The organism is Salmonella sp. SAL04214 (assembly GCF_046550615.1).
Taxonomy (GTDB): Bacteria; Pseudomonadota; Gammaproteobacteria; order Enterobacterales; family Enterobacteriaceae; genus Salmonella; species Salmonella enterica.
Window position 1 is genome coordinate 153,761 of the sequence record NZ_JBGDXT010000007.1, and the last position, 19,523, is coordinate 173,283.

A 19,523-nucleotide genomic window follows, 5' to 3' on the forward strand; every position below is an offset into this window, starting at 1 on the left:
AGCGCGATGGAAAATAAACGTCTCGATAGTGCCGCGCTGGCGGCGGGGATCAGCCCCAGTTACATCAATGCTCATGGCAAACCGCAGTCTATTGGCGCTGAAACCAAGAGACGTTTGCTGGCGGCGATGCACGGCACGACAACAGGACCACAGGCGGTCGTGCCGAATGTGAAGGTGTATACCGCGGGTAAAAAAATGGCGTTGCCGGTAGAGGGGCGCGGTGAGTTTGCCTGGCTGTTGACTACGGAAGAGGGCGTGCATTACAAAGGGCGCGTGACGGGCGGTAAAAAACTTAACCTTCCGGCTACATTGCCGGAGGGCTACCACACCCTGACGTTGACCCAGGATGAACAGCGTACGCACTGCCGGATTATCGTTGCCCCGCCGCGATGCTATGAGCCGCAGGCGCTGCTGGAAGGGAAAAAACTGTGGGGGGCCTGCGTCCAGCTTTATACTCTGCGTTCAGAAAAAAACTGGGGTATTGGCGATTTCGGCGATTTGAAGTCGATGCTGGTCGACGTGGCGACACGCGGCGGCGCGTTTATCGGCCTGAACCCGATCCACGCGCTTTATCCGGCGAATCCGGAGAGCGCCAGTCCCTACAGCCCCTCGTCTCGTCGCTGGCTGAACGTGATATATATCGACGTCAACGCCGTCGAAGATTTCCGCCTGAGCGAAGAGGCGCAGGCATGGTGGCAAATGCCCGCCACACAGCAACAGCTGCGACAGGCGCGCGATGCGCAATGGGTGGATTACGCTACCGTTACCGCGCTGAAAATTACGGCGCTGCGGATGGCGTGGACGCGGTTTGCCGCTCGCGACGATGCGCAAATGGCGGAGTTTCGTCACTTTATCGCCCGCGAAGGCGAGAGCCTTTACTGGCAGGCGGCATTCGACGCGCTGCATGCGTATCAGGTAAAAGAGGATGAGCAGCGCTGGGGCTGGCCAGCCTGGCCGGAGGCGTACCAGTCGGTAGAGTCTCCCGCTGTAAAACAATTCTGTGAAGCGCACCGCGAAGAGGTGGAGTTTTACCTCTGGCTTCAGTGGCTGGCCTGGCGCCAATTCGCCGCCTGCTGGGATACCTGCCAGAGTTTTAAACTACCGATTGGTCTGTACCGCGATCTGGCGGTTGGCGTAGCGGAAGGCGGCGCGGAAACCTGGTGCGACCGGGAGCTGTACTGCCTGAAAGCATCTGTCGGCGCGCCGCCGGATATCCTCGGCCCGCTCGGTCAGAACTGGGGGCTGCCGCCAATGGACCCGCATATTATTGTCGCCCGGGCGTATGAGCCCTTTATCGACCTGCTGCGCGCCAATATGCAAAACTGTGGCGCGTTGCGCATTGACCATGTCATGTCGTTGCTGCGTCTGTGGTGGATACCGTATGGCGAAACAGCGGATCGCGGGGCATATGTTCAGTATCCGGTTGACGATCTGTTGGCTATTCTGGCGCTGGAGAGCCAACGTCACCGCTGTATGGTGATAGGCGAAGATCTGGGGACGGTGCCAGTTGAGATTGTCGGCAAGCTGCGCGATAGCGGGGTCTATTCTTATAAAGTGCTGTGGTTTGAAAATGACCTTGAGAAAAACTTCCGCGCGCCAGGCGCGTATCCGCAACAATCGATGGCTGTCGCCTCGACGCACGATCTCCCCACGCTGCGCGGCTATTGGGAATGCGGTGACCTGACGTTGGGTAAAGCTCTGGGGCTTTATCCGGATGAAGTGATTCTGCGCGGGCTGTATGAGGATCGCGAGCGGGCGAAACAGGGTCTATTGGACGCGCTGCATAAATATGGCTGTCTGCCAAAACGCGCCGGGCATAAGGCATCGTTAATGTCGATGACGCCAACGCTAAATCGCGGGCTTCAGCGCTATATCGCCGACAGTAACAGCGGTCTGTTGGGGCTTCAGCCGGAGGACTGGCTGGATATGGCCGATCCGGTTAACGTACCGGGCACCAGCGATCAGTATAAAAACTGGCGGCGGAAATTGTCTGCATCTCTTGAGGCCATGTTTGCCGATGAGGGCGTAAACAAGTTGATTAAGGATTTGGATAAGCGCCGAAAAGCGGCCGCGAAGAAGAAGTAATAAAGCCGGGGATTTCCCCGGCTTTATGATGGTGAGAGCACGTAGGCCTGATAAGCGCAGCGCCATCAGGCAATCCTGGCGCACATTGCTGCCTTATCCGGCCTACAAGCCGCCTCGCTTAAACCACCATACCCAGTAGCAGACAGCCGATCAGGCCGCAGACGGAGATGATCGTTTCCAGCATCGACCAGGATTTAATGGTCTCGCCGATAGTCAAATTGAAATACTCTTTGAACAGCCAGAAGCCCGGGTCGTTGACGTGAGAGAAAATCACGCTCCCGGAACCGACCGCGATAACCATCAGTTCAGGGCTAACGCCGGTAGTGGCGATCAGCGGCGCCGCAATGCCGCCTGCGGTAATCGCCGCGACAGTCGCAGAGCCCAGCGCGATACGCAGCACCGCCGCGATAGACCACGCCATCAACAGCGGAGAGACATTGGTTTCATGCATCATTGAAGCGATGTATTTATCCACGCCGCTATCGACCAGCACCTGCTTGAACGCGCCGCCGCCGCCAATGATCAGCAGCATCATGGCGATAATTTTGATGGAAGAGACCAGCGTATCGTTAATCTGATCCATTGAACGCCCGCGGTTCAGGCCAAAGGTGAACATCGCAATCAGTACGGCAATTAACGTAGCCATTACCGGGTCGCCCAGGAACTCGGCAACGGGCAGGAAAGCGTGGCCTTTTGGCAGAATCATCTCGGCAATCGCACGCATCGCCATCAGAATAACCGGAACCAGCGACGTCCAGACGCTGACGCCAAAGCCCGGCATCTCTTCTTCCGTAAAAGTTTTCGCGCTGTACAGGCCTTCCGGGATCGGCTTATCGATGCCTTTCAGGAAACGGGCGTAAACCGGTCCGGCAAGGATCACGGTCGGGATTGCCAGAATCGTACCAAACAGCAGCGTCTTACCCATATCGGCATGGAAAATCGTGGCGATTGCGGTTGGGCCCGGGTGCGGCGGCAGGAAACCGTGTGTGACGGAGAGCGCCGCGGCCATCGGCACGCCGACGTACAGTAACGGGATATTCGCCGCTGCGGCAATGGTGAATACCAGCGGCAGCATCAGAACGAAGCCCACTTCATAGAACAGAGCGAAGCCGACGGTAAAGCCGGTTAACACGACGGCCCACTGGATATGCTTTTTACCAAATTTCGCGATCAGGGTAGTGGCGATACGTTGAGCGCCGCCGCAGTCGGCAAGCATTTTGCCCAGCATGGCGCCGAACCCCATAATCAGGGCCAGACTGCCAAGCGTACCGCCGACACCGGCTTTGATGGAGCCGATGACTTTATCCAGCGGCATTCCCTGCATCAACCCGACAGCGAGCGCTACCAGGACAAGGGCGATAAATCCGTTCATTTTGAAGCGGATCATCAGAAGAAGTAACAAGATAACACCGATAGCAACGATGACTAATGGCATGATTTACCTGGCCTTTACTTTGTTATGGGTAACGTCATTGTTTCGACGACAAATTCCTGTTGTTCCCGACGGGAACAGAGTCGCAATAGCACCAATACTGATTACCGTTGAAACGAATGAGCGTAGTCAGATGTTATATGGATGTTAGGTGCCCATAAGAATGATACGGGTAACATATGGGTGTTGAAAATGACCCTGGCAGGCAAAATTTAAATTATGAGACACAGGTCATGTTATCGGCGAAAGAAGAAGGACCATTGTTCTGAGATGTGGCTGATAGCGCCGGATGGCGGCGTATACGCCTTATTCGGCCTACGGTGGGGCAGACAAGGCCCGACAGGCGCAAGCGCCATCGGGCATGGATGCGGGAAAATATTAGTAGTAGGAGTGCTCGCCGCGCTGGTGTTCGGTCAGATCGCGAACCCCTTTCAGTTCCGGGAATTCATTCAGCAACTGTTTCTCGATCCCTTCTTTCAGCGTGACGTCAACCATCGAGCAACCGTTACAACCGCCGCCAAACTGCAGAATTGCATAGCCTTCATCGGTAATTTCCATCAGTGAGACGCGACCGCCGTGGCCCGCCAACTGCGGATTAATCTGCGATTGCAGAGCATATTCCACGCGCTCCATCAGCGGCGCGTCATCGGCCACTTTGCGCATCTTCGCGTTTGGCGCTTTCAATGTAAGTTGAGAACCTAGCTGGTCGGTCACGAAATCAATTTCCGCGTCTTCCAGATAGGGCGCGCTCAGTTCATCAACATAAGCGGTCAACAGGTCAAATTTCAGTGCAGTATCGGTGGCTTCTACGGCGTCGGGCGGACAATAAGAAACACCGCACTCTGCGTTAGGAGTGCCGGGATTAATGACAAATACGCGGATTTGCGTTCCTTCTTCCTGATTTGCCAGCAGTTTGGCAAAGTGCGCTTGTGCAGCATCGGAAATACGGATCATAGTAATGGCCTAATAGTTGACTATTTTAGTTGGTTATAATACGCCCATCATCGAGGCTCTACAAGGTTCGACACAGGCACCATACCTGGACAGTCGCTGCGCCGTTGCGCAAAAGCAGTTGCGCGATTTCCGCGACGGTACTTCCGGTAGTGACGACATCATCCACAATAACCATATGGAGACCCTGTACCGGCAATTCAAGGCGAAACGCGTTTTTCAAATTGCGTTTACGTAATCTGGCGCTGAGATGATGTTGTGTTGCGGTCGCCCGTACCCGCGTGATGGTCTGGCTGTCCCACGCGCAGCCCAGCCAGCGCGCTAACGGTTGACATAACAGATCGCTTTGGTTAAATCCCCGCCGCCAGTGTCGGCGCGACCAGAGCGGAACGCTGACGATTCTGTCGGGAAGCTGCAAGCCAGTGCTGCGGCGCGCCATGAGGACTTCCTGCAACAGTAGACGCGCCAGAGCGGCGGCAATTTCGCTGCGGCGGGTAAATTTAAGCTGATGCACCAGTAAACTCAAGGGCGGCGTATAGTCACTGACGCTCACCAGACGCTGCCAGGGCGGCGGTTTTTGCAGGCAGCGACCGCAGGGGAGCGAAGGATGCGCGGCAGGTAATCCGCATTGCGGACACAGACTGACGCGCTGACGAACGGCGCGCGCGCATACGGAACAAATCCCCCAGTGGCTTAACGCCAGCGGCATTCGGCATAGCCAGCATAATCCCGGTACTGTTAGCATAGGTGCATCCTTGTTAGACAAAAGAGAACAGTAACTGATGAATGACATCTGGTGGCAGACCTACGGCGAGGGAAATTGTCATCTTGTGCTGCTGCACGGATGGGGATTGAACGCGGAGGTATGGCATTGCATTCGCGAGGAACTCGGCTCGCATTTTACGCTGCATCTGGTCGACTTGCCGGGCTATGGTCGCAGCTCGGGGTTTGGCGCCATGACGCTTGAAGATATGACGGCGCAGGTAGCGAAAAACGCGCCGGACCAGGCTATCTGGCTTGGCTGGAGCCTGGGTGGCCTGGTGGCGAGTCAGATGGCGCTCACCCACCCTGAACGCGTCCAGGCGCTGGTGACTGTCGCCTCTTCGCCATGCTTTAGCGCGCGTGAAGGGTGGCCGGGAATAAAACCAGAAATCCTCGGCGGATTCCAGCAGCAGCTTAGCGACGATTTTCAGCGCACGGTGGAGCGTTTTCTGGCGCTGCAAACGTTAGGGACGGAGACGGCGCGTCAGGATGCCCGCACCTTAAAAAGCGTGGTGCTGGCGCAGCCTATGCCGGATGTAGAGGTGCTCAATGGCGGACTGGAAATCTTAAAAACGGTCGATCTACGAGAAGCGCTTAAAAATGTGAACATGCCATTTTTGCGTTTGTATGGTTATCTGGACGGTCTGGTGCCGCGTAAAATGGTGCCTTTGCTCGATACGTTATGGCCGCACAGTACATCACAGATAATGGCGAAGGCGGCCCATGCGCCGTTTATCTCGCATCCGGCGGCGTTTTGTCAGGCGCTGATGACGCTAAAATCATCGCTGTAACCAGGGCGTTGCCGGGCCCGGACCATTCTGCAAGGTTAATGGCTTTCAGACGCCAGATCGGCAGGCGCCAGCCCGGTAACCCTAAGCACGGTATCGCGATCGAAACCATCGTTTAGCATGGAGCGGGCAATGCGCAATGCGGCGAGCCGTTGGCCTTCCTGTTTGCCTTGCTGTAGCCCTTTCTGTAACCCGTTACGATGTCCTTCCTGACGTAATCTGTCTGCGATAGTCATGATCTTCTCCTTATGCTGTGGGATACGCATAGCCACCTGGCGGATAAACGTATTGAAGCGCGCGGCGTCGCCAGTGTGCATCATGTAATTAAACAAACTTTGAAGCTGGGTGTCATTAGCGTATCCCTTAACCAGCAGGGCGACCAGCTGTTCGACAAGCCCCATCAGATCACGCTGGCGGATGTGTTTTTGTATGAGTTCCAGCAGCGCGACCCGTCGGTGTCGCATAATCTCGTCGTCCGGCACGACCGTAATATCGACCAGAGGAAAGGCGGTGGCGTATAGCTTACGCGCCATCACCGGGTCGGCAAATTCATCCAGCCAGCATAATGAGAACGGATACGGGCTGCGGTTTCCGTGATAAAACAGCATTGGCACCACTAACGGCAACGTCTTATGCCCGGCCTCCAGGTGCCGTTGCATTGCAGCCATTGCGTAACGCATCAGCCGAAATGCCATATGCGCGTCCGGCGTACTCTGATGTTCAATAACCACGTAAATGTAACCGTCACCTTCACTTGTTTCCAGCGACCAAAGAATATCGGAATAATGGGGGCGTAAATCCTCTTCAATAAAGCTACCGGACTCCAGCCGTAACGTATTCAGATTACAGATTTGACGTAATGTCGTCGGGAGATGAATTTCCAAAAAATCCCGTGCAGTATCGGGGTGGCATAAAAACTGTTTGAATACCGCGTCATGCGGCGTGGATGTTGTTGAGGTCGCCATATCGATCCGTCATCGGTGAAGTTCAATGGCGTGACACTACGCGCAGACCGTGCTGATTGCAGTAGAGGATTAGTGCGCTTGCGAGGCGCATGGGGAGATAAATGCGCACGGCGGTAACGCTTTCATCTTTGTGGAAGGCATGACGCAAAATTGCCCGGCAGCGTGACGCGTACCGGGCAACATAACGCGGAATAAAGGCCGGATAGGACGCGTTACGTCGCTACCCGGCGAAGGTTAACGCAAGGCCCACCATTCGCGCAGGCAGGCTTTACCTTCCGGACAACTTTTACAGCTGCCTGAAAGGCAGCCGTCCGGTTCTTCCGGGATACGTACCGCTTTACCCATGATCTCCAGTTGATTCAGCATGGCGTCGATCATGGGCTGCGGAGCGTGCAGCGTATGGCTGATTTGCGTTGCCTCCATACGCCCCCGTAGCGCCAGTAGATCGCGAACCTGTATCAATGAAGCCATTTTTTACATCCCTTAGTGACAATTGCCCGCAGTGCCCGAACAACAGGAACTGACGTTTTTGCGGGTTGCCAGCAGTTCAATGTCTACACGGCTGCGGGCGCGGCGCAACAGGCTTAACACCACAACGTTAAAGACGATCACTGCCAGAATACAGATCAGGCTGTATGTCGGGTGTTGACTGAAGCTGGTAACCTGGTAGAACAGCGTGGCGAGCGAATAGGCGATATTCAGCCCCCACAGGATGGAGAAGCCCATCCAGCCGCGACTGGACTCGCGGGCGATAGCGCCCATTACCGAGATACACGGTACGTAAAGCAGGACGAAAATCAGGTAACTGTACGCCGCTGCGGCGCTGCCGAATTTTTGACCCATCACGCCCATCGCGCCGGTCGCCATTTCGCCGTCGCCTTTACTCGCTTCGATCGGGTTAGCCAGTACGCTCAGGCTAAAGGTGTCTTTCAGGCTTTGCCAGGTATCGTCAACCGCGCCCAGCAGTTCATCGCCGAGGTGAAAGTCGGCAGGATTAAACGCTTCGTCCTGAATATTTTCGGCGGTGTAGAGCGTGTTCAACGTACCGACGACAACTTCTTTCGCCATGGCGCCCGTAAACAGACCCACGGTCGCTTGCCAGTTATCCTCATGGACGCCGATCGGTTTAAAGACTGGCGTGATGACGCGGCTTACGGAGGCGAGGGCGGAGTCATTAATGTTATCGACGATTTTGCCGCTCAGCGAGAAGCTGTTAAACGCGCTCAGGAAAATACTCACGATGATAATGACTTTACCGGCGCGTAGTACAAAACCTTTCAGGCGTTGCCAGGTCTGGATGATCAGGCTCTTGATATGCGGGACGTGGTAAACCGGCAGCTCCATCACAAACGGAGAGGCTTCGCCGCGCATAATGGTATGCTTCAGCATCAGGCCGGTTAATACCGCCATGACAATACCCAGCACGTACAGCGAGAAGACCGCCAGCGCGCCGTTTTGCCCGAAGAAGGCGGCGGCAAAGACGGCGAAAATCGCCAGGCGCGCGCCACAGGACATAAACGGCGCCATCATGATGGTCATCAGGCGTTCGCGCGGAGCGTCAAGCGTGCGGGCGCCCATCACGGAAGGTACGTTACAGCCGAAGCCGACAATCAGCGGCACGAAGGATTTACCCGGTAGTCCCAGCGCCTGCATCAGGCGATCCATGACGAAGGCCGCGCGCGCCATATAACCGGAGTCTTCAAGGAAGGAGAGGAACAGGTACATCATCCCGATTTGCGGCACCAGCGGCAGGACGGTATTGATCCCGCCGCCAAGACCTTGCGCCAGGAAGATGGTTAACCAATCCGGGAAGTGCAACGTGTAGCCAATCCATTGAATGCCATGAATAAAGATGGCGACGGAACCAGCATCAAACAGGGGTTGCAACGCGCCGCCGATGTTAATGGCGAGCAGGAACATCAGGTACATCACGAACAAAAAAATCGGTAAGCCGAGGAAGCGGTTCAGGATAATTTTATCGACCGCCCTGGTGAAGCGGCTGGGTTCGGCTGTCAGGGTATTGCTGACCACGTCGCAAATAGCGGCGATACACTGGTAACGGGCGTCGGCGATATGCAGCGCCGGGTCGTCCATTTCGTCCTTCAGACGGGCCAGGGAGGTGTCCAGGTTTTGCGCCGCCTCGCCTGCGTAAGCCCGGCTGTAGATATCGCCCTCCAGCATTTGCAGACCCAGCCAGCGGCGCTGTTGTAAAGGCATCTCCTGGGCCATCGCGTCGGCCAGGAAACCCGCTTCGCGCAGCAGCGGCTGGGCATAATGCACCAGTTCGACGTTGTCGTTAGCGTTGTGACGGTCAATGGCCAGTTTCAGCGCCTCGATACCGCGGCCGCGAGTCGATACCAGCGGTACGACAGGGCAACCCAGACGCGTGGACAGAGCGTCGACATCAATACGAACCTGCTGTTTTTCGGCGATATCCAGCATGTTGAGCGCGACAATACAGGGAATACCCAGCTCCAGCAGTTGCAGCGTCAAATAGAGGTTGCGCTCCAGATTGGAGGCGTCCACAACGTTTATCAACAGGTCGGCGTCGCCGCTCAGGATGTAGTGGCAGGCGATCTGTTCGTCGAGAGAGGTTTGTGACGAGATGGTCGTCAGAGAATAGGTGCCGGGTAAATCTACCAGCGTGACCTGGTGGTCAGTTGTCGCGAACTGGCCCTCTTTACGCTCGACGGTGACGCCCGCCCAGTTCCCCACGCGCTGACGCGCGCCGGTGAGTTGGTTAAATAAGGTGGTCTTGCCGGAATTAGGATTACCAATTAAACCAATGGTTAATTTTTTCATTTTTATAGACTCACTGTATTAACAGGAAACCGCTTCCACTTCTATTAACGCCAAATCCTTTTTACGCAAAACCAGACTCACGCGTCGTGTTTCGATATGGATCGGATCGCCTAAGGGCGCGACGCGGACGACATTAAATGAAGAGCCGGGCAACATGCCGAGCGAAAGCAGTTTTTGACGATACGCCGGGCTGATTTCACGCGCAAAGCCGGTGATTTTCCACGCAGTGTCAGGAGTGAATTGCATACGACCTACTTGTTTCTTACTAACTGGATGTATACCTCATGCGGCGCTCAGGGGGGCGGCAGGAGACCCGATGTTTAGCCAACGAAGGAAAGAGTAAATAATCAACAACACAATGATAATGAGAATGGTTTCTATCTTCAACGATTAAAATGTGACGGAATGTACAAATAAGCGATAATTTGCGCCGATGTTGATATGGCTCAACATTTATTTGTCTTTTTGCAAATACCCCTATTGTGCAAATATCCACCGTTTTTAATGTTTAATTAAGGTTTCATCTGTTAATAAAGTGATAATTAATAGTGCGGATAGCAGAAGGAAATTAATTAACAGATTCTAATGGGTAAGATTTAATTGTTAATTAAAAAAGAAAGGGTTGGACGTATTGCAAAATCGCAGGCCGGATAAGAAGTAACCCGGCCTGCGTATTACCCGATTAGCGTTTTTTCCCCATTGCCGCTGCCAGCGCGTCCATCATGGCGCTGTTACCGGCTGGCTGGGCGTCACGACCGCGCGGTTTCGCCGCTTTTGACGCCGGGCGGTTGCCCTGCGCGCGATCGGCGCCGCCGCCGCGGCGAGCGGCGGTTTCGCCGGGCTGTTCGTCCAGACGCATCGTCAGCGCGATACGCTTACGTTGCAGATCCACTTCCAGCACTTTCACCTTCACAATATCGCCCGCTTTCACCACGGTGTGTGGATCTTCAACGAACTTATTCGAGAGCGAGGAGATATGCACCAGGCCATCCTGATGAACGCCGATATCGACAAACGCGCCGAAGTTAGTGACGTTAGTGACCGCCCCTTCCAGAATCATCCCCGGCAGCAGGTCGTTCATGGTTTCGACGCCATCGGCGAATTGCGCGGTTTTAAATTCAGGACGCGGGTCGCGGCCCGGTTTTTCCAGCTCTTTGATGATATCGCTCACGGTCGGTACGCCGAATTTATCGTCGGTAAAATCAGCGGCCTTGAGGTGACGCAATTCGTTGCTGTTGCCCATCAGATCTTTTAGCGCTTGCTGCGTCGCCGCCAGAATGCGTTCGACAACCGGATAGGCTTCCGGGTGGACGGTTGAGGCATCCAGCGGGTTATCGCCGTGGTTAATACGCAGGAAGCCCGCGCACTGTTCAAACGCTTTCGGCCCCAGACGGCTCACCTTCAACAGTTGCTGGCGGTTCTGGAACTGACCGTTCTCATCGCGCCAGGCGACGATGTTTTGCGCCATCATGCGCGTTAAGCCTGCGACGCGGGTCAGCAGCGGTACGGAGGCGGTATTCAAATCGACGCCGACGGCATTTACGCAGTCTTCGACCACCGCATCCAGTTTACGGGCCAACTGGGTCTGGCTGACATCGTGTTGATATTGGCCGACGCCGATCGATTTCGGATCGATTTTCACCAGTTCCGCCAGCGGATCCTGCAGACGACGCGCGATAGAGACCGCGCCGCGCAGGGAGACGTCGAGATCCGGAAACTCCTGCGCCGCCAGCTCAGAAGCGGAATACACGGACGCCCCCGCTTCGCTGACGATCACTTTCTGCGCCGTCACGTTCGGGAACTGTTTTTGTACGTCGAGATAGAAGCGTTCGGTTTCACGCGAGGCCGTACCGTTGCCAATCGCGACCAGTTCGACGTGGTATTTTTCGCACAGCGCGGCGATCACGGTAGCCGCTTTGGCCGCCTGACCGGTATGCGGATAAATGGTATCCGTCGCCACCAGCTTGCCGGTGCCGTCAACGACAGCGACTTTTACGCCGGTACGCAGGCCAGGATCAAGGCCCATTGTGGCGCGCAGGCCTGCGGGGGCTGCCATCAGCAGGTCGTGCAGGTTACGGGCAAACACGTTAATCGCTTCATCTTCCGCACGTTCGCGCACGGTGCCCATCAGTTCGGTTTCGAGGTGCATTAAGACTTTGATACGCCACGTCCAGCTCACTACGCCTTTGCGCCAGCTATCCGCCGGGGCGTTATTTAGCCGCAGGCCGAGATGGTCCATGATGATCTGCTCGCAGTAGCTCTCTTTCGGCGGCTCATCAAACTGTGGGTCGGCATTGAGCGAAAGTTGCAGAATGCCTTCGTTACGACCACGGAGCATGGCCAGCGCACGGTGAGACGGGACGTTAGCAATGGGCTCATGATGGTCGAAATAGTCGCGGAATTTTGCCCCTTCTTCCTCTTTGCCGTTCACGACGGTGGCGACCAGATGGGCGTTCTTCCACAGGTAATCACGCACTTTCGCCAGCAATGCGGCGTCTTCGGCAAAGCGCTCCATCAGAATGTAGCGTGCGCCGTCGAGCGCGGCTTTCGTGTCCGCCACGCCTTTGTCGCCATCAATGTACTTTGCCGCTTCCACGTCAGGATCGTGGGACGGCTCGTTCCAGAGCAGATCGGCCAGCGGCTCAAGGCCGGCTTCAATGGCGATTTGTCCACGGGTGCGGCGTTTAGGTTTATAGGGCAGGTAGAGGTCTTCGAGCTCGGTCTTACTTAACGTAGCGTTGATGGCGCCAGCCAGCTCATCGGTCAGTTTGCCTTGTTCGGAAATGGACTTGAGGATGGCCTGACGCCTGTCTTCCAGCTCACGCAGATAGCCCAGACGCGTTTCCAGGTTACGCAACTGCGTGTCATCCAGACCGCCGGTGATTTCTTTACGATAACGTGCGATAAACGGCACGGTGTTCCCTTCGTCAAGCAGGCGAACGGCAGCTTCAACCTGCCCGGCATTTGCCTGGATTTCACCCGCAATAATGCGGCAGAAAGAATCATTCATCATGGGTTAGCTTCGTCTTCAGGATAAAAATCAGGGGATAGTTATACGGATTGGCTGGCAAAAATGCCAGCCATCAGCGGGGGCTTAGGATTCTTCTTGTCTTATTTGACGTATTCGATCGCATTGACGTACCAGTTTGCTTCGCCGACAGGGGTGTTGACCACCGCCAGATCGCCCACTTCTTTTTTCAGTAGCGCCCGCGCCATCGGCGAGTCGATAGAGATGTAATCCTTACGTCCGAAAATTTCATCGTAGCCGACAATGCGGAACTTCAGCGTATCGCCGTCATCATTTTCAATTTCCACCCAGGCGCCGAAGAAGACTTTGCCCTCCTGCTGCGGGGAATAATCCACGATTTTGAGATTTTCCATGCATTTGGTCAGATATCTGACGCGTCTGTCGATCTCACGCAGGCGCTTTTTATTATACTGATAGTCGGCATTCTCGCTGCGGTCGCCCAGACTCGCAGCCCAGGTCACTTTTTTGGTGACCTCCGGGCGCTCTTCACGCCAGAGATAATTGAGCTCTTGTTTGAGTGTTTCGTACCCTTCGCGGGTGATCAGGGGCGTTTTCATCTCGTTGATTTACCTTTGCTGTCGATATTGCGCACACGGGGTATAACGTGATCGTCCCGACAGAATAAATAATGGGGTTGCCGATTAATTGTATATTTAAGCTGCTGTTAAATATGCTTTGTAACAATTTAGCCTGAAATTCATACCAGAATTTGCTGGTGACTCACGTGAGCTTTTTTAAGAATACACACTTACATTTGTTGCGAACCTTTGGGAGTACAGACAATGCAAGAGAATTATAAGATTCTGGTGGTTGATGACGATATGCGTCTGCGGGCGCTACTGGAACGTTATCTGACCGAGCAGGGCTTCCAGGTTCGAAGCGTCGCTAACGCCGAGCAGATGGATCGTCTGCTGACCCGTGAATCTTTCCATCTCATGGTACTGGATTTAATGCTGCCAGGTGAAGATGGTCTGTCGATTTGTCGTCGCCTGCGTAGTCAAAGTAATCCAATGCCGATCATTATGGTCACGGCGAAGGGTGAAGAAGTTGACCGTATCGTCGGGCTGGAAATCGGCGCCGATGACTACATTCCTAAACCGTTTAACCCGCGCGAGCTGTTGGCGCGTATTCGCGCCGTGTTACGTCGTCAGGCAAACGAACTGCCCGGCGCGCCGTCGCAGGAAGAGGCCGTTATCGCGTTCGGTAAGTTTAAACTGAACCTCGGTACGCGCGAGATGTTCCGTGAAGATGAACCGATGCCGCTGACCAGCGGGGAGTTTGCGGTACTGAAAGCGTTAGTCAGCCATCCGCGCGAGCCGCTCTCTCGCGATAAGCTGATGAATCTGGCCCGTGGCCGCGAGTATTCCGCGATGGAACGCTCCATCGACGTCCAGATCTCCCGCCTGCGCCGTATGGTGGAAGAAGATCCGGCACATCCGCGTTATATTCAGACCGTCTGGGGCCTGGGCTACGTCTTTGTACCGGACGGTTCTAAAGCATGAGGCGAATGCGCTTCTCACCGCGAAGTTCATTTGCCCGCACGCTGTTGCTCATCGTCACCTTGCTGTTCGTCAGCCTGGTGACGACCTACCTGGTGGTGCTGAACTTCGCGATTTTGCCGAGCCTCCAGCAGTTTAATAAGGTTCTGGCTTACGAAGTCCGTATGCTGATGACCGATAAGCTGCAACTGGAGGACGGCACGCAGTTAGTCGTGCCGCCTGCGTTTCGCCGGGAAATCTATCGCGAGCTGGGGATCTCTCTCTACACCAACGAAGCCGCTGAAGAGGCCGGGCTGCGTTGGGCGCAACACTACGAATTCTTAAGCCACCAGATGGCGCAGCAATTAGGCGGCCCGACGGAAGTGCGGGTTGAGGTCAACAAAAGCTCGCCCGTCGTGTGGCTCAAAACCTGGCTGTCGCCCAATATCTGGGTGCGCGTGCCGCTGACTGAAATTCATCAGGGCGATTTTTCTCCGCTTTTCCGTTACACGCTGGCGATCATGCTCCTGGCGATAGGCGGCGCGTGGCTGTTTATTCGTATACAGAATCGACCGTTAGTGGATCTTGAACATGCCGCCTTGCAGGTAGGGAAGGGAATTATTCCGCCGCCGCTGCGTGAATATGGCGCCTCTGAGGTGCGCTCTGTGACTCGGGCGTTTAACCATATGGCAGCCGGCGTGAAACAATTGGCCGATGACCGTACGCTATTGATGGCGGGCGTCAGCCACGACTTGCGCACGCCGCTGACCCGTATTCGTCTGGCGACGGAGATGATGGGCGAGGAAGACGGTTATCTCGCGGAGTCGATCAATAAAGACATCGAAGAGTGTAACGCCATTATCGAACAGTTTATTGACTATCTGCGTACCGGTCAGGAAATGCCAATGGAGATGGCGGATCTCAATTCCGTACTGGGCGAGGTGATTGCGGCGGAAAGCGGCTATGAGCGTGAGATTAACACTGCGCTTCAGGCAGGCAGTATCCAGGTGAAAATGCACCCGCTCTCGATTAAGCGCGCGGTGGCGAATATGGTGGTCAATGCTGCCCGCTATGGCAACGGCTGGATTAAGGTCAGCAGCGGCACCGAGTCGCATCGCGCCTGGTTCCAGGTAGAAGATGACGGGCCGGGCATTAAGCCGGAGCAGCGTAAACATCTGTTCCAGCCTTTTGTACGCGGCGACAGCGCCCGTAGCACCAGTGGCACAGGGCTGGGGCTGGCGATTGTGCAGCGCATTATCGATAACCATAACGGGATGCTGGAGATTGGCACCAGCGAGCGTGGCGGATTGTCAATTCGCGCCTGGCTACCGGTTCCTGTGGCTCGCGTCCAGGGGACGACAAAAGAGGCATAAGAAAGGGAGGTATTATCCTCCCTTTCTTCTTAACGCTGGATGACGCTGTTCAAAGCCGCCATCCGGCCTGTTCCTTACAGCTTCGGTCCGGCGCTAACCAGCGCTTCGCCTGCCGGGGTATCCGTATACTTCTCGAAGTTCTCAATGAACAGTTTCGCCAGCGCGGTGGCTTTTTCCTGCCATTGTTCCGGCGACGCGTAGGTGTTACGCGGGTCGAGAATGTGGGTATCCACGCCTGGCAGTTCAGTCGGGATCGCCAGATCGAACAGCGGCAGACGGAAGGTTTCCGCGTTATCAAGAGAACCGTTCAGAATGGCGTCGATAATCGCGCGCGTATCTTTGATGGAGATACGTTTGCCGGTGCCATTCCAGCCGGTGTTAACCAGATAAGCCTGCGCGCCCGCTGCCTGCATACGTTTCACCAGCACCTCAGCATACTGCGTCGGGTGCAGCGTCAGGAACGCGGCGCCGAAGCAGGCGGAGAAGGTGGGAGTCGGTTCGGTGACGCCGCGTTCGGTGCCGGCCAGTTTAGCGGTGAAACCCGACAGGAAGTGGTACTGCGTCTGGTTAGCGGTTAAACGGGAAACCGGCGGCAACACGCCGAAAGCATCCGCCGTCAGGAAGATAACCTTGGTGGCGTGACCTGCTTTGGATACGGGCTTAACGATGTTATCGATATGATAGATCGGGTAAGAGACGCGGGTGTTTTCGGTTTTGGAACCATCGTCGAAATCAACGGTGCCGTCTTCGCGCACGGTGACGTTTTCCAGCAGCGCATCACGGCGAATCGCATGATAAATTTCTGGCTCCGCTTCTTTCGACAGTTTGATGGTTTTGGCGTAGCAGCCGCCTTCAAAGTTGAACACGCCGTCGTCATCCCAACCGTGCTCATCATCGCCAATCAGACGACGTTTCGGGTCGGTGGACAGAGTGGTTTTTCCGGTACCGGAAAGGCCGAAGAAGACCGCGACATCGCCTTTTTCACCCACGTTGGCGGAACAGTGCATTGAGGCGATACCTTTGAGCGGCAGCAGGTAGTTCATTACCGAGAACATCCCTTTTTTCATTTCGCCGCCGTACCAGGTGCCGCCAATAAGCTGAATACGTTCAGTCAGGTTGAACGCCACGAAGTTTTCCGAGTTCAGCCCTTGCTCTTTCCACTGCGGGTTGGTGCACTTCGCGCCGTTCATGACAATAAAGTCAGGTTTGAAGCCTACCAGCTCTTCGTCCGTTGGGCGAATGAACATATTTTTAACGAAGTGGGCCTGCCAGGCGACTTCCGTAATAAAGCGCACGGAAAGACGCGTATCGGCATTTGCGCCGCAGAACGCATCAACAATGAATAAGCGTTTACCGGAAAGCTGATGCGTCACCAGACCTTTCAGGTGTTGCCAGGTTTCCTGGGAAAGCGGCTTATTATCGTTTTTACCTTTACCCTTATCGGACCACCACAGCGTATCACGCGTGGTGTCGTCGCGAACAATATACTTATCCTTAGGCGAACGACCGGTAAAAATACCGGTATCAACGGCAACAGCGCCCAGGTTAGTTAACACGCCACGCTCATAGCCTTCCAGACCAGGATTAAGTTCTTCCTGATAAAGGGTGTCGTAGCTGGGATTGTAAACGATATCCTGGACGTCGTTGATACCATAAGCCTTGAGATCTTGCGGGGTTAAATTGTTAACGCGCATATCACTGCTCCTTAGCCAATATATATTACCGAAAATAGTAAGGTTTTTTGAGGTTGGTTAACCGCGACAAGGCTCATAGATTTACGTATCTGGACAAAATCACGATTGACGAAAAACACTGTGACTCCTGTCACGCAGCGGCGGTTATTATGGCAGGAAACCTACTTTTGTTGTGGAAAATGTTCTGAAAACGTTAAAAGGAAGTGTTTTTGACCGACATAATGTGACTGTAATCGCATTCATGTAAGAAAGTTACGTAACACCAACATGAACAATATCGATTCACCTCTCTGCGTTTTTTTCTGAATTATGCATGACGACGCCTGGCGGTGAACAGATGATGCAATAATGCGACTTTCTCATCATTCTGGATAACGACATGGAAAGTGTAGCGCTTTCACGTACTACTCGCTGGGGTATGTTGCTCACCGGTTTGCTGCAGGGCGTCTTGTGCTACCTGCTGATGGCCTGGCTGGTACCACAAAATAGCGACTGGCTGTTCTATGGTATGCCTGCGACGATAGCGTTGTCGTCAATGCTATTGCTTACCGTGGTCTCTTTTAAACAGCGCGCGCTGTGGGGCTGGCTGGGGCTGACCTTTGTGGTCGTGCTGGCAATGAGCGGCTGGCTGAAATGGCAGGTTGAGACGGTGGAGAAATGGCGCCTGGCCGAGCTCCTCTGGCTGTATGGTCTCCGGCTTGTGTTGATGGCGATGCTGGTCTTACCCTGGATGCAATATCAGTTACATTCGCAAACCGGTTCGGCGCGTTATCCCCAGTTTTATATGCGGTTATGGCATAACGTACTGACATTGTTTATCGTCCTGGTCGCCAACGGACTGTTCTGGCTGGTGCTTCTGCTCTGGAGCGCGCTATTCAGGCTGGTGGGCATCCGCTTTTTCAGCACCCTTTTCTTTGAAACTGAAGCCTTTATTTATGTGACCATCGGCCTGATTACGGCGCTGGCGGTCATTCTCGCCCGCACGCAGTCGCGCCTTGTGGCGGCGGTGCAAAAGCTGCTGACGCTGATCGCGACGGGTTTATTGCCGGTGGTGTCGCTGCTGGCATTGCTGTTTATTGTGACGTTACCCTTTACCGGACTGGAGGCGATTTCTGCGCGTGTTTCCGCTGCGGGGCTGCTATCCACGCTGACGCTGATGCTGCTGCTCCTCGTGGCGATTGTCAACGAACCGCAAAAGCGCGTATTACCCTATCCGCGCGTACTACGCGGCATGATTAGCGCCTCGCTGTGCGTTGCCCCGATATATATGCTGCTGGCGGGCTGGGCGTTATGGGTACGTATTCAGCAATACGGCTGGACGCCGGATCGTCTGTATGGCGCGCTGACGGCGTCTGTCTTGCTGGTATGGTCCTTCGGTTATCTGATCGGTCTGTTACGCCGCGGACGCGACCCTGGTGAGTGGCAAGGCAAGGTGATACTGAGCGTCTCTTTGTTGACGCTGGTGATATTGCTGTTGCTGGCCTCGCCTGTACTTGATGTCTGGCGTATTAGCGTCAACAGCCATATGGCGCGTTACCATAGCGGTAAAATTACTGCGGATCAGATCAGCCTGTATATGCTGGATCACAGCGGCAAACCTGGCCAGGAAGCGTTGAAATCGTTGCGGGATGACGAGGCGTTTACGCAGAACAGAAAGCGCAATCGTGAACTGATGACGTTTTTGCAGAGAAATAAGGTCTCTCCGACGGCGGACGATTTAGCGAGGGTGGTGATGATTGCGCCCGGTAGCCAGAAGCCGGATGCCGCATTTTGGGCGTTTGTCAAAGAGCAGAGTTATTCGGACGATTCCTGCCTTGAACCGGATGCCTGCGTGCTGGTGAGTCAGGATCTTAACGGCGACGGTCAGCCTGAGCAGGTGCTGTATAACTTTATTGTTGTCGAGAGCCAGGTCTACGGCTTAAAAGAGGGGAAATGGACGCAGAAAGCGTTCGCCCGACTGCCGGACGGGTTTTCTAAGACGCAACTGTTGCACGCGATTGCCGGGCATCAGTTAGACTCAGCCCCCAAAGCCTGGCGCGATATCATTGTTGATGGTCAGCGGTTGGATGTGGATTACTACAACGAGTAAGCTTTTTGCCGGATGGCGGCATAAATGCCTTATCCGGCCTACGGAGCGGGATGCTGTAGGCCAGATAAGCGCCGCC

General features: G+C 54.9%; 15 protein-coding genes. 5 read left to right on the top strand and 10 right to left on the bottom strand.

The window, feature by feature from the left end; translation table 11 throughout:
- Nucleotides 1-6 precede the first annotated feature (6 nt).
- On the top strand, nucleotides 7-2,085 hold the full coding sequence (malQ, locus tag ACLJQD_RS13830; protein ID WP_017441596.1) for a 4-alpha-glucanotransferase: 2,079 nt from the start codon (nucleotides 7-9) through the stop codon (nucleotides 2,083-2,085).
- 118 nt (nucleotides 2,086-2,203) lie between these two features.
- On the opposite strand, the gene gntT is transcribed toward malQ, so the two are convergent.
- The 3 genes from gntT to gntX all read right to left on the bottom strand — a co-directional run bounded on the left by gntT (nucleotide 2,204) and on the right by gntX (nucleotide 5,213).
- Entirely contained in the window at nucleotides 2,204-3,520 is a 1,317-nt protein-coding gene (gene gntT / locus ACLJQD_RS13835; protein WP_001131737.1) for a gluconate transporter, read from the bottom strand.
- 375 nt (nucleotides 3,521-3,895) lie between these two features.
- Nucleotides 3,896-4,471, bottom strand: a complete 576-nt coding sequence (gene nfuA, locus ACLJQD_RS13840; protein ID WP_000619387.1) for a Fe-S biogenesis protein NfuA — start codon at nucleotides 4,469-4,471, stop codon at nucleotides 3,896-3,898.
- Between the two features lie 58 nt (nucleotides 4,472-4,529).
- Nucleotides 4,530-5,213: a DNA utilization protein GntX gene (gene gntX / locus ACLJQD_RS13845; RefSeq protein WP_000958733.1), complete on the bottom strand. Its 684-nt coding sequence runs from the start codon at nucleotides 5,211-5,213 to the stop codon at nucleotides 4,530-4,532.
- A 37-nt stretch (nucleotides 5,214-5,250) separates the two neighbouring features.
- Between gntX and bioH the strand changes: the two genes are divergently transcribed.
- Nucleotides 5,251-6,021, top strand: a complete 771-nt coding sequence (gene bioH / locus ACLJQD_RS13850) for a pimeloyl-ACP methyl ester esterase BioH (protein ID WP_017441595.1) — start codon at nucleotides 5,251-5,253, stop codon at nucleotides 6,019-6,021.
- Between the two features lie 35 nt (nucleotides 6,022-6,056).
- Here the strand turns inward: bioH and ACLJQD_RS13855 are convergent, their stop codons facing one another.
- The 6 genes from ACLJQD_RS13855 to greB form a co-directional block, all read right to left on the bottom strand.
- On the bottom strand, nucleotides 6,057-6,983 hold the full coding sequence (locus tag ACLJQD_RS13855) for an Rpn family recombination-promoting nuclease/putative transposase (protein ID WP_017441594.1): 927 nt from the start codon (nucleotides 6,981-6,983) through the stop codon (nucleotides 6,057-6,059).
- A 234-nt stretch (nucleotides 6,984-7,217) separates the two neighbouring features.
- Nucleotides 7,218-7,454, bottom strand: a complete 237-nt coding sequence (gene feoC / locus ACLJQD_RS13860) for a [Fe-S]-dependent transcriptional repressor FeoC (protein ID WP_000157589.1) — start codon at nucleotides 7,452-7,454, stop codon at nucleotides 7,218-7,220.
- Between the two features lie 12 nt (nucleotides 7,455-7,466).
- Nucleotides 7,467-9,785 (bottom strand): Fe(2+) transporter permease subunit FeoB, encoded by a 2,319-nt coding sequence (feoB, locus tag ACLJQD_RS13865; protein ID WP_017441593.1) that lies wholly within the window; start codon nucleotides 9,783-9,785, stop codon nucleotides 7,467-7,469.
- An 18-nt stretch (nucleotides 9,786-9,803) separates the two neighbouring features.
- Nucleotides 9,804-10,031, bottom strand: coding sequence for a ferrous iron transporter A (feoA, locus tag ACLJQD_RS13870; RefSeq protein ID WP_001160955.1), 228 nt, complete (start codon nucleotides 10,029-10,031; stop codon nucleotides 9,804-9,806).
- A gap of 436 nt (nucleotides 10,032-10,467) precedes the next feature.
- Nucleotides 10,468-12,798, bottom strand: a complete 2,331-nt coding sequence (locus ACLJQD_RS13875; RefSeq protein WP_017441592.1) for a Tex family protein — start codon at nucleotides 12,796-12,798, stop codon at nucleotides 10,468-10,470.
- A 98-nt stretch (nucleotides 12,799-12,896) separates the two neighbouring features.
- Nucleotides 12,897-13,370 carry a transcription elongation factor GreB gene (greB, locus tag ACLJQD_RS13880; protein WP_000856695.1) on the bottom strand — a complete coding sequence of 158 codons (474 nt, stop codon included), beginning with the start codon at nucleotides 13,368-13,370 and terminating at the stop codon, nucleotides 12,897-12,899.
- Nucleotides 13,371-13,595: 225 nt separating this feature from the next.
- Here greB and ompR point away from each other — a divergent pair, with 225 nt between their 5' ends.
- Together ompR and envZ are read left to right on the top strand one after the other, a co-directional pair.
- Nucleotides 13,596-14,315 (top strand): two-component system response regulator OmpR, encoded by a 720-nt coding sequence (gene ompR / locus ACLJQD_RS13885; protein ID WP_001157751.1) that lies wholly within the window; start codon nucleotides 13,596-13,598, stop codon nucleotides 14,313-14,315.
- Complete coding sequence (gene envZ, locus ACLJQD_RS13890) at nucleotides 14,312-15,664, top strand: two-component system sensor histidine kinase EnvZ (protein WP_001253818.1); 1,353 nt, start codon at nucleotides 14,312-14,314, stop codon at nucleotides 15,662-15,664. The genes ompR and envZ overlap by 4 nt, the downstream gene beginning before the upstream one ends.
- A 74-nt stretch (nucleotides 15,665-15,738) precedes the next feature.
- On the opposite strand, the gene pckA is transcribed toward envZ, so the two are convergent.
- On the bottom strand, nucleotides 15,739-17,358 hold the full coding sequence (gene pckA / locus ACLJQD_RS13895) for a phosphoenolpyruvate carboxykinase (ATP) (protein ID WP_001265689.1): 1,620 nt from the start codon (nucleotides 17,356-17,358) through the stop codon (nucleotides 15,739-15,741).
- Between the two features lie 379 nt (nucleotides 17,359-17,737).
- On the opposite strand from pckA, the gene ACLJQD_RS13900 reads away from it, so the two are divergent.
- Nucleotides 17,738-19,447 (top strand): DUF4153 domain-containing protein, encoded by a 1,710-nt coding sequence (locus tag ACLJQD_RS13900; protein ID WP_017441591.1) that lies wholly within the window; start codon nucleotides 17,738-17,740, stop codon nucleotides 19,445-19,447.
- The last annotated feature ends 76 nt before the right edge of the window (nucleotides 19,448-19,523 follow it).

Excerpts from the sequence above, each read along its gene's own strand:
- feoB (WP_017441593.1), bottom strand. The coding sequence starts at position 9,785 with ATGAAAAAATTAACCATTGGTTTAATTGGTAATCCTAATTCCGGCAAG.
- envZ (WP_001253818.1), top strand. The coding sequence starts at position 14,312 with ATGAGGCGAATGCGCTTCTCACCGCGAAGTTCATTTGCCCGCACGCTG.
- pckA (WP_001265689.1), bottom strand. The coding sequence starts at position 17,358 with ATGCGCGTTAACAATTTAACCCCGCAAGATCTCAAGGCTTATGGTATC.
- bioH (WP_017441595.1), top strand. The coding sequence starts at position 5,251 with ATGAATGACATCTGGTGGCAGACCTACGGCGAGGGAAATTGTCATCTT.
- nfuA (WP_000619387.1), bottom strand. The coding sequence starts at position 4,471 with ATGATCCGTATTTCCGATGCTGCACAAGCGCACTTTGCCAAACTGCTG.
- malQ (WP_017441596.1), top strand. The coding sequence starts at position 7 with ATGGAAAATAAACGTCTCGATAGTGCCGCGCTGGCGGCGGGGATCAGC.
- feoC (WP_000157589.1), bottom strand. The coding sequence starts at position 7,454 with ATGGCTTCATTGATACAGGTTCGCGATCTACTGGCGCTACGGGGGCGT.
- ACLJQD_RS13875 (WP_017441592.1), bottom strand. The coding sequence starts at position 12,798 with ATGATGAATGATTCTTTCTGCCGCATTATTGCGGGTGAAATCCAGGCA.
- greB (WP_000856695.1), bottom strand. The coding sequence starts at position 13,370 with ATGAAAACGCCCCTGATCACCCGCGAAGGGTACGAAACACTCAAACAA.
- feoA (WP_001160955.1), bottom strand. The coding sequence starts at position 10,031 with ATGCAATTCACTCCTGACACTGCGTGGAAAATCACCGGCTTTGCGCGT.
- ACLJQD_RS13855 (WP_017441594.1), bottom strand. The coding sequence starts at position 6,983 with ATGGCGACCTCAACAACATCCACGCCGCATGACGCGGTATTCAAACAG.
- ACLJQD_RS13900 (WP_017441591.1), top strand. The coding sequence starts at position 17,738 with ATGGAAAGTGTAGCGCTTTCACGTACTACTCGCTGGGGTATGTTGCTC.
- gntX (WP_000958733.1), bottom strand. The coding sequence starts at position 5,213 with ATGCTAACAGTACCGGGATTATGCTGGCTATGCCGAATGCCGCTGGCG.
- gntT (WP_001131737.1), bottom strand. The coding sequence starts at position 3,520 with ATGCCATTAGTCATCGTTGCTATCGGTGTTATCTTGTTACTTCTTCTG.
- ompR (WP_001157751.1), top strand. The coding sequence starts at position 13,596 with ATGCAAGAGAATTATAAGATTCTGGTGGTTGATGACGATATGCGTCTG.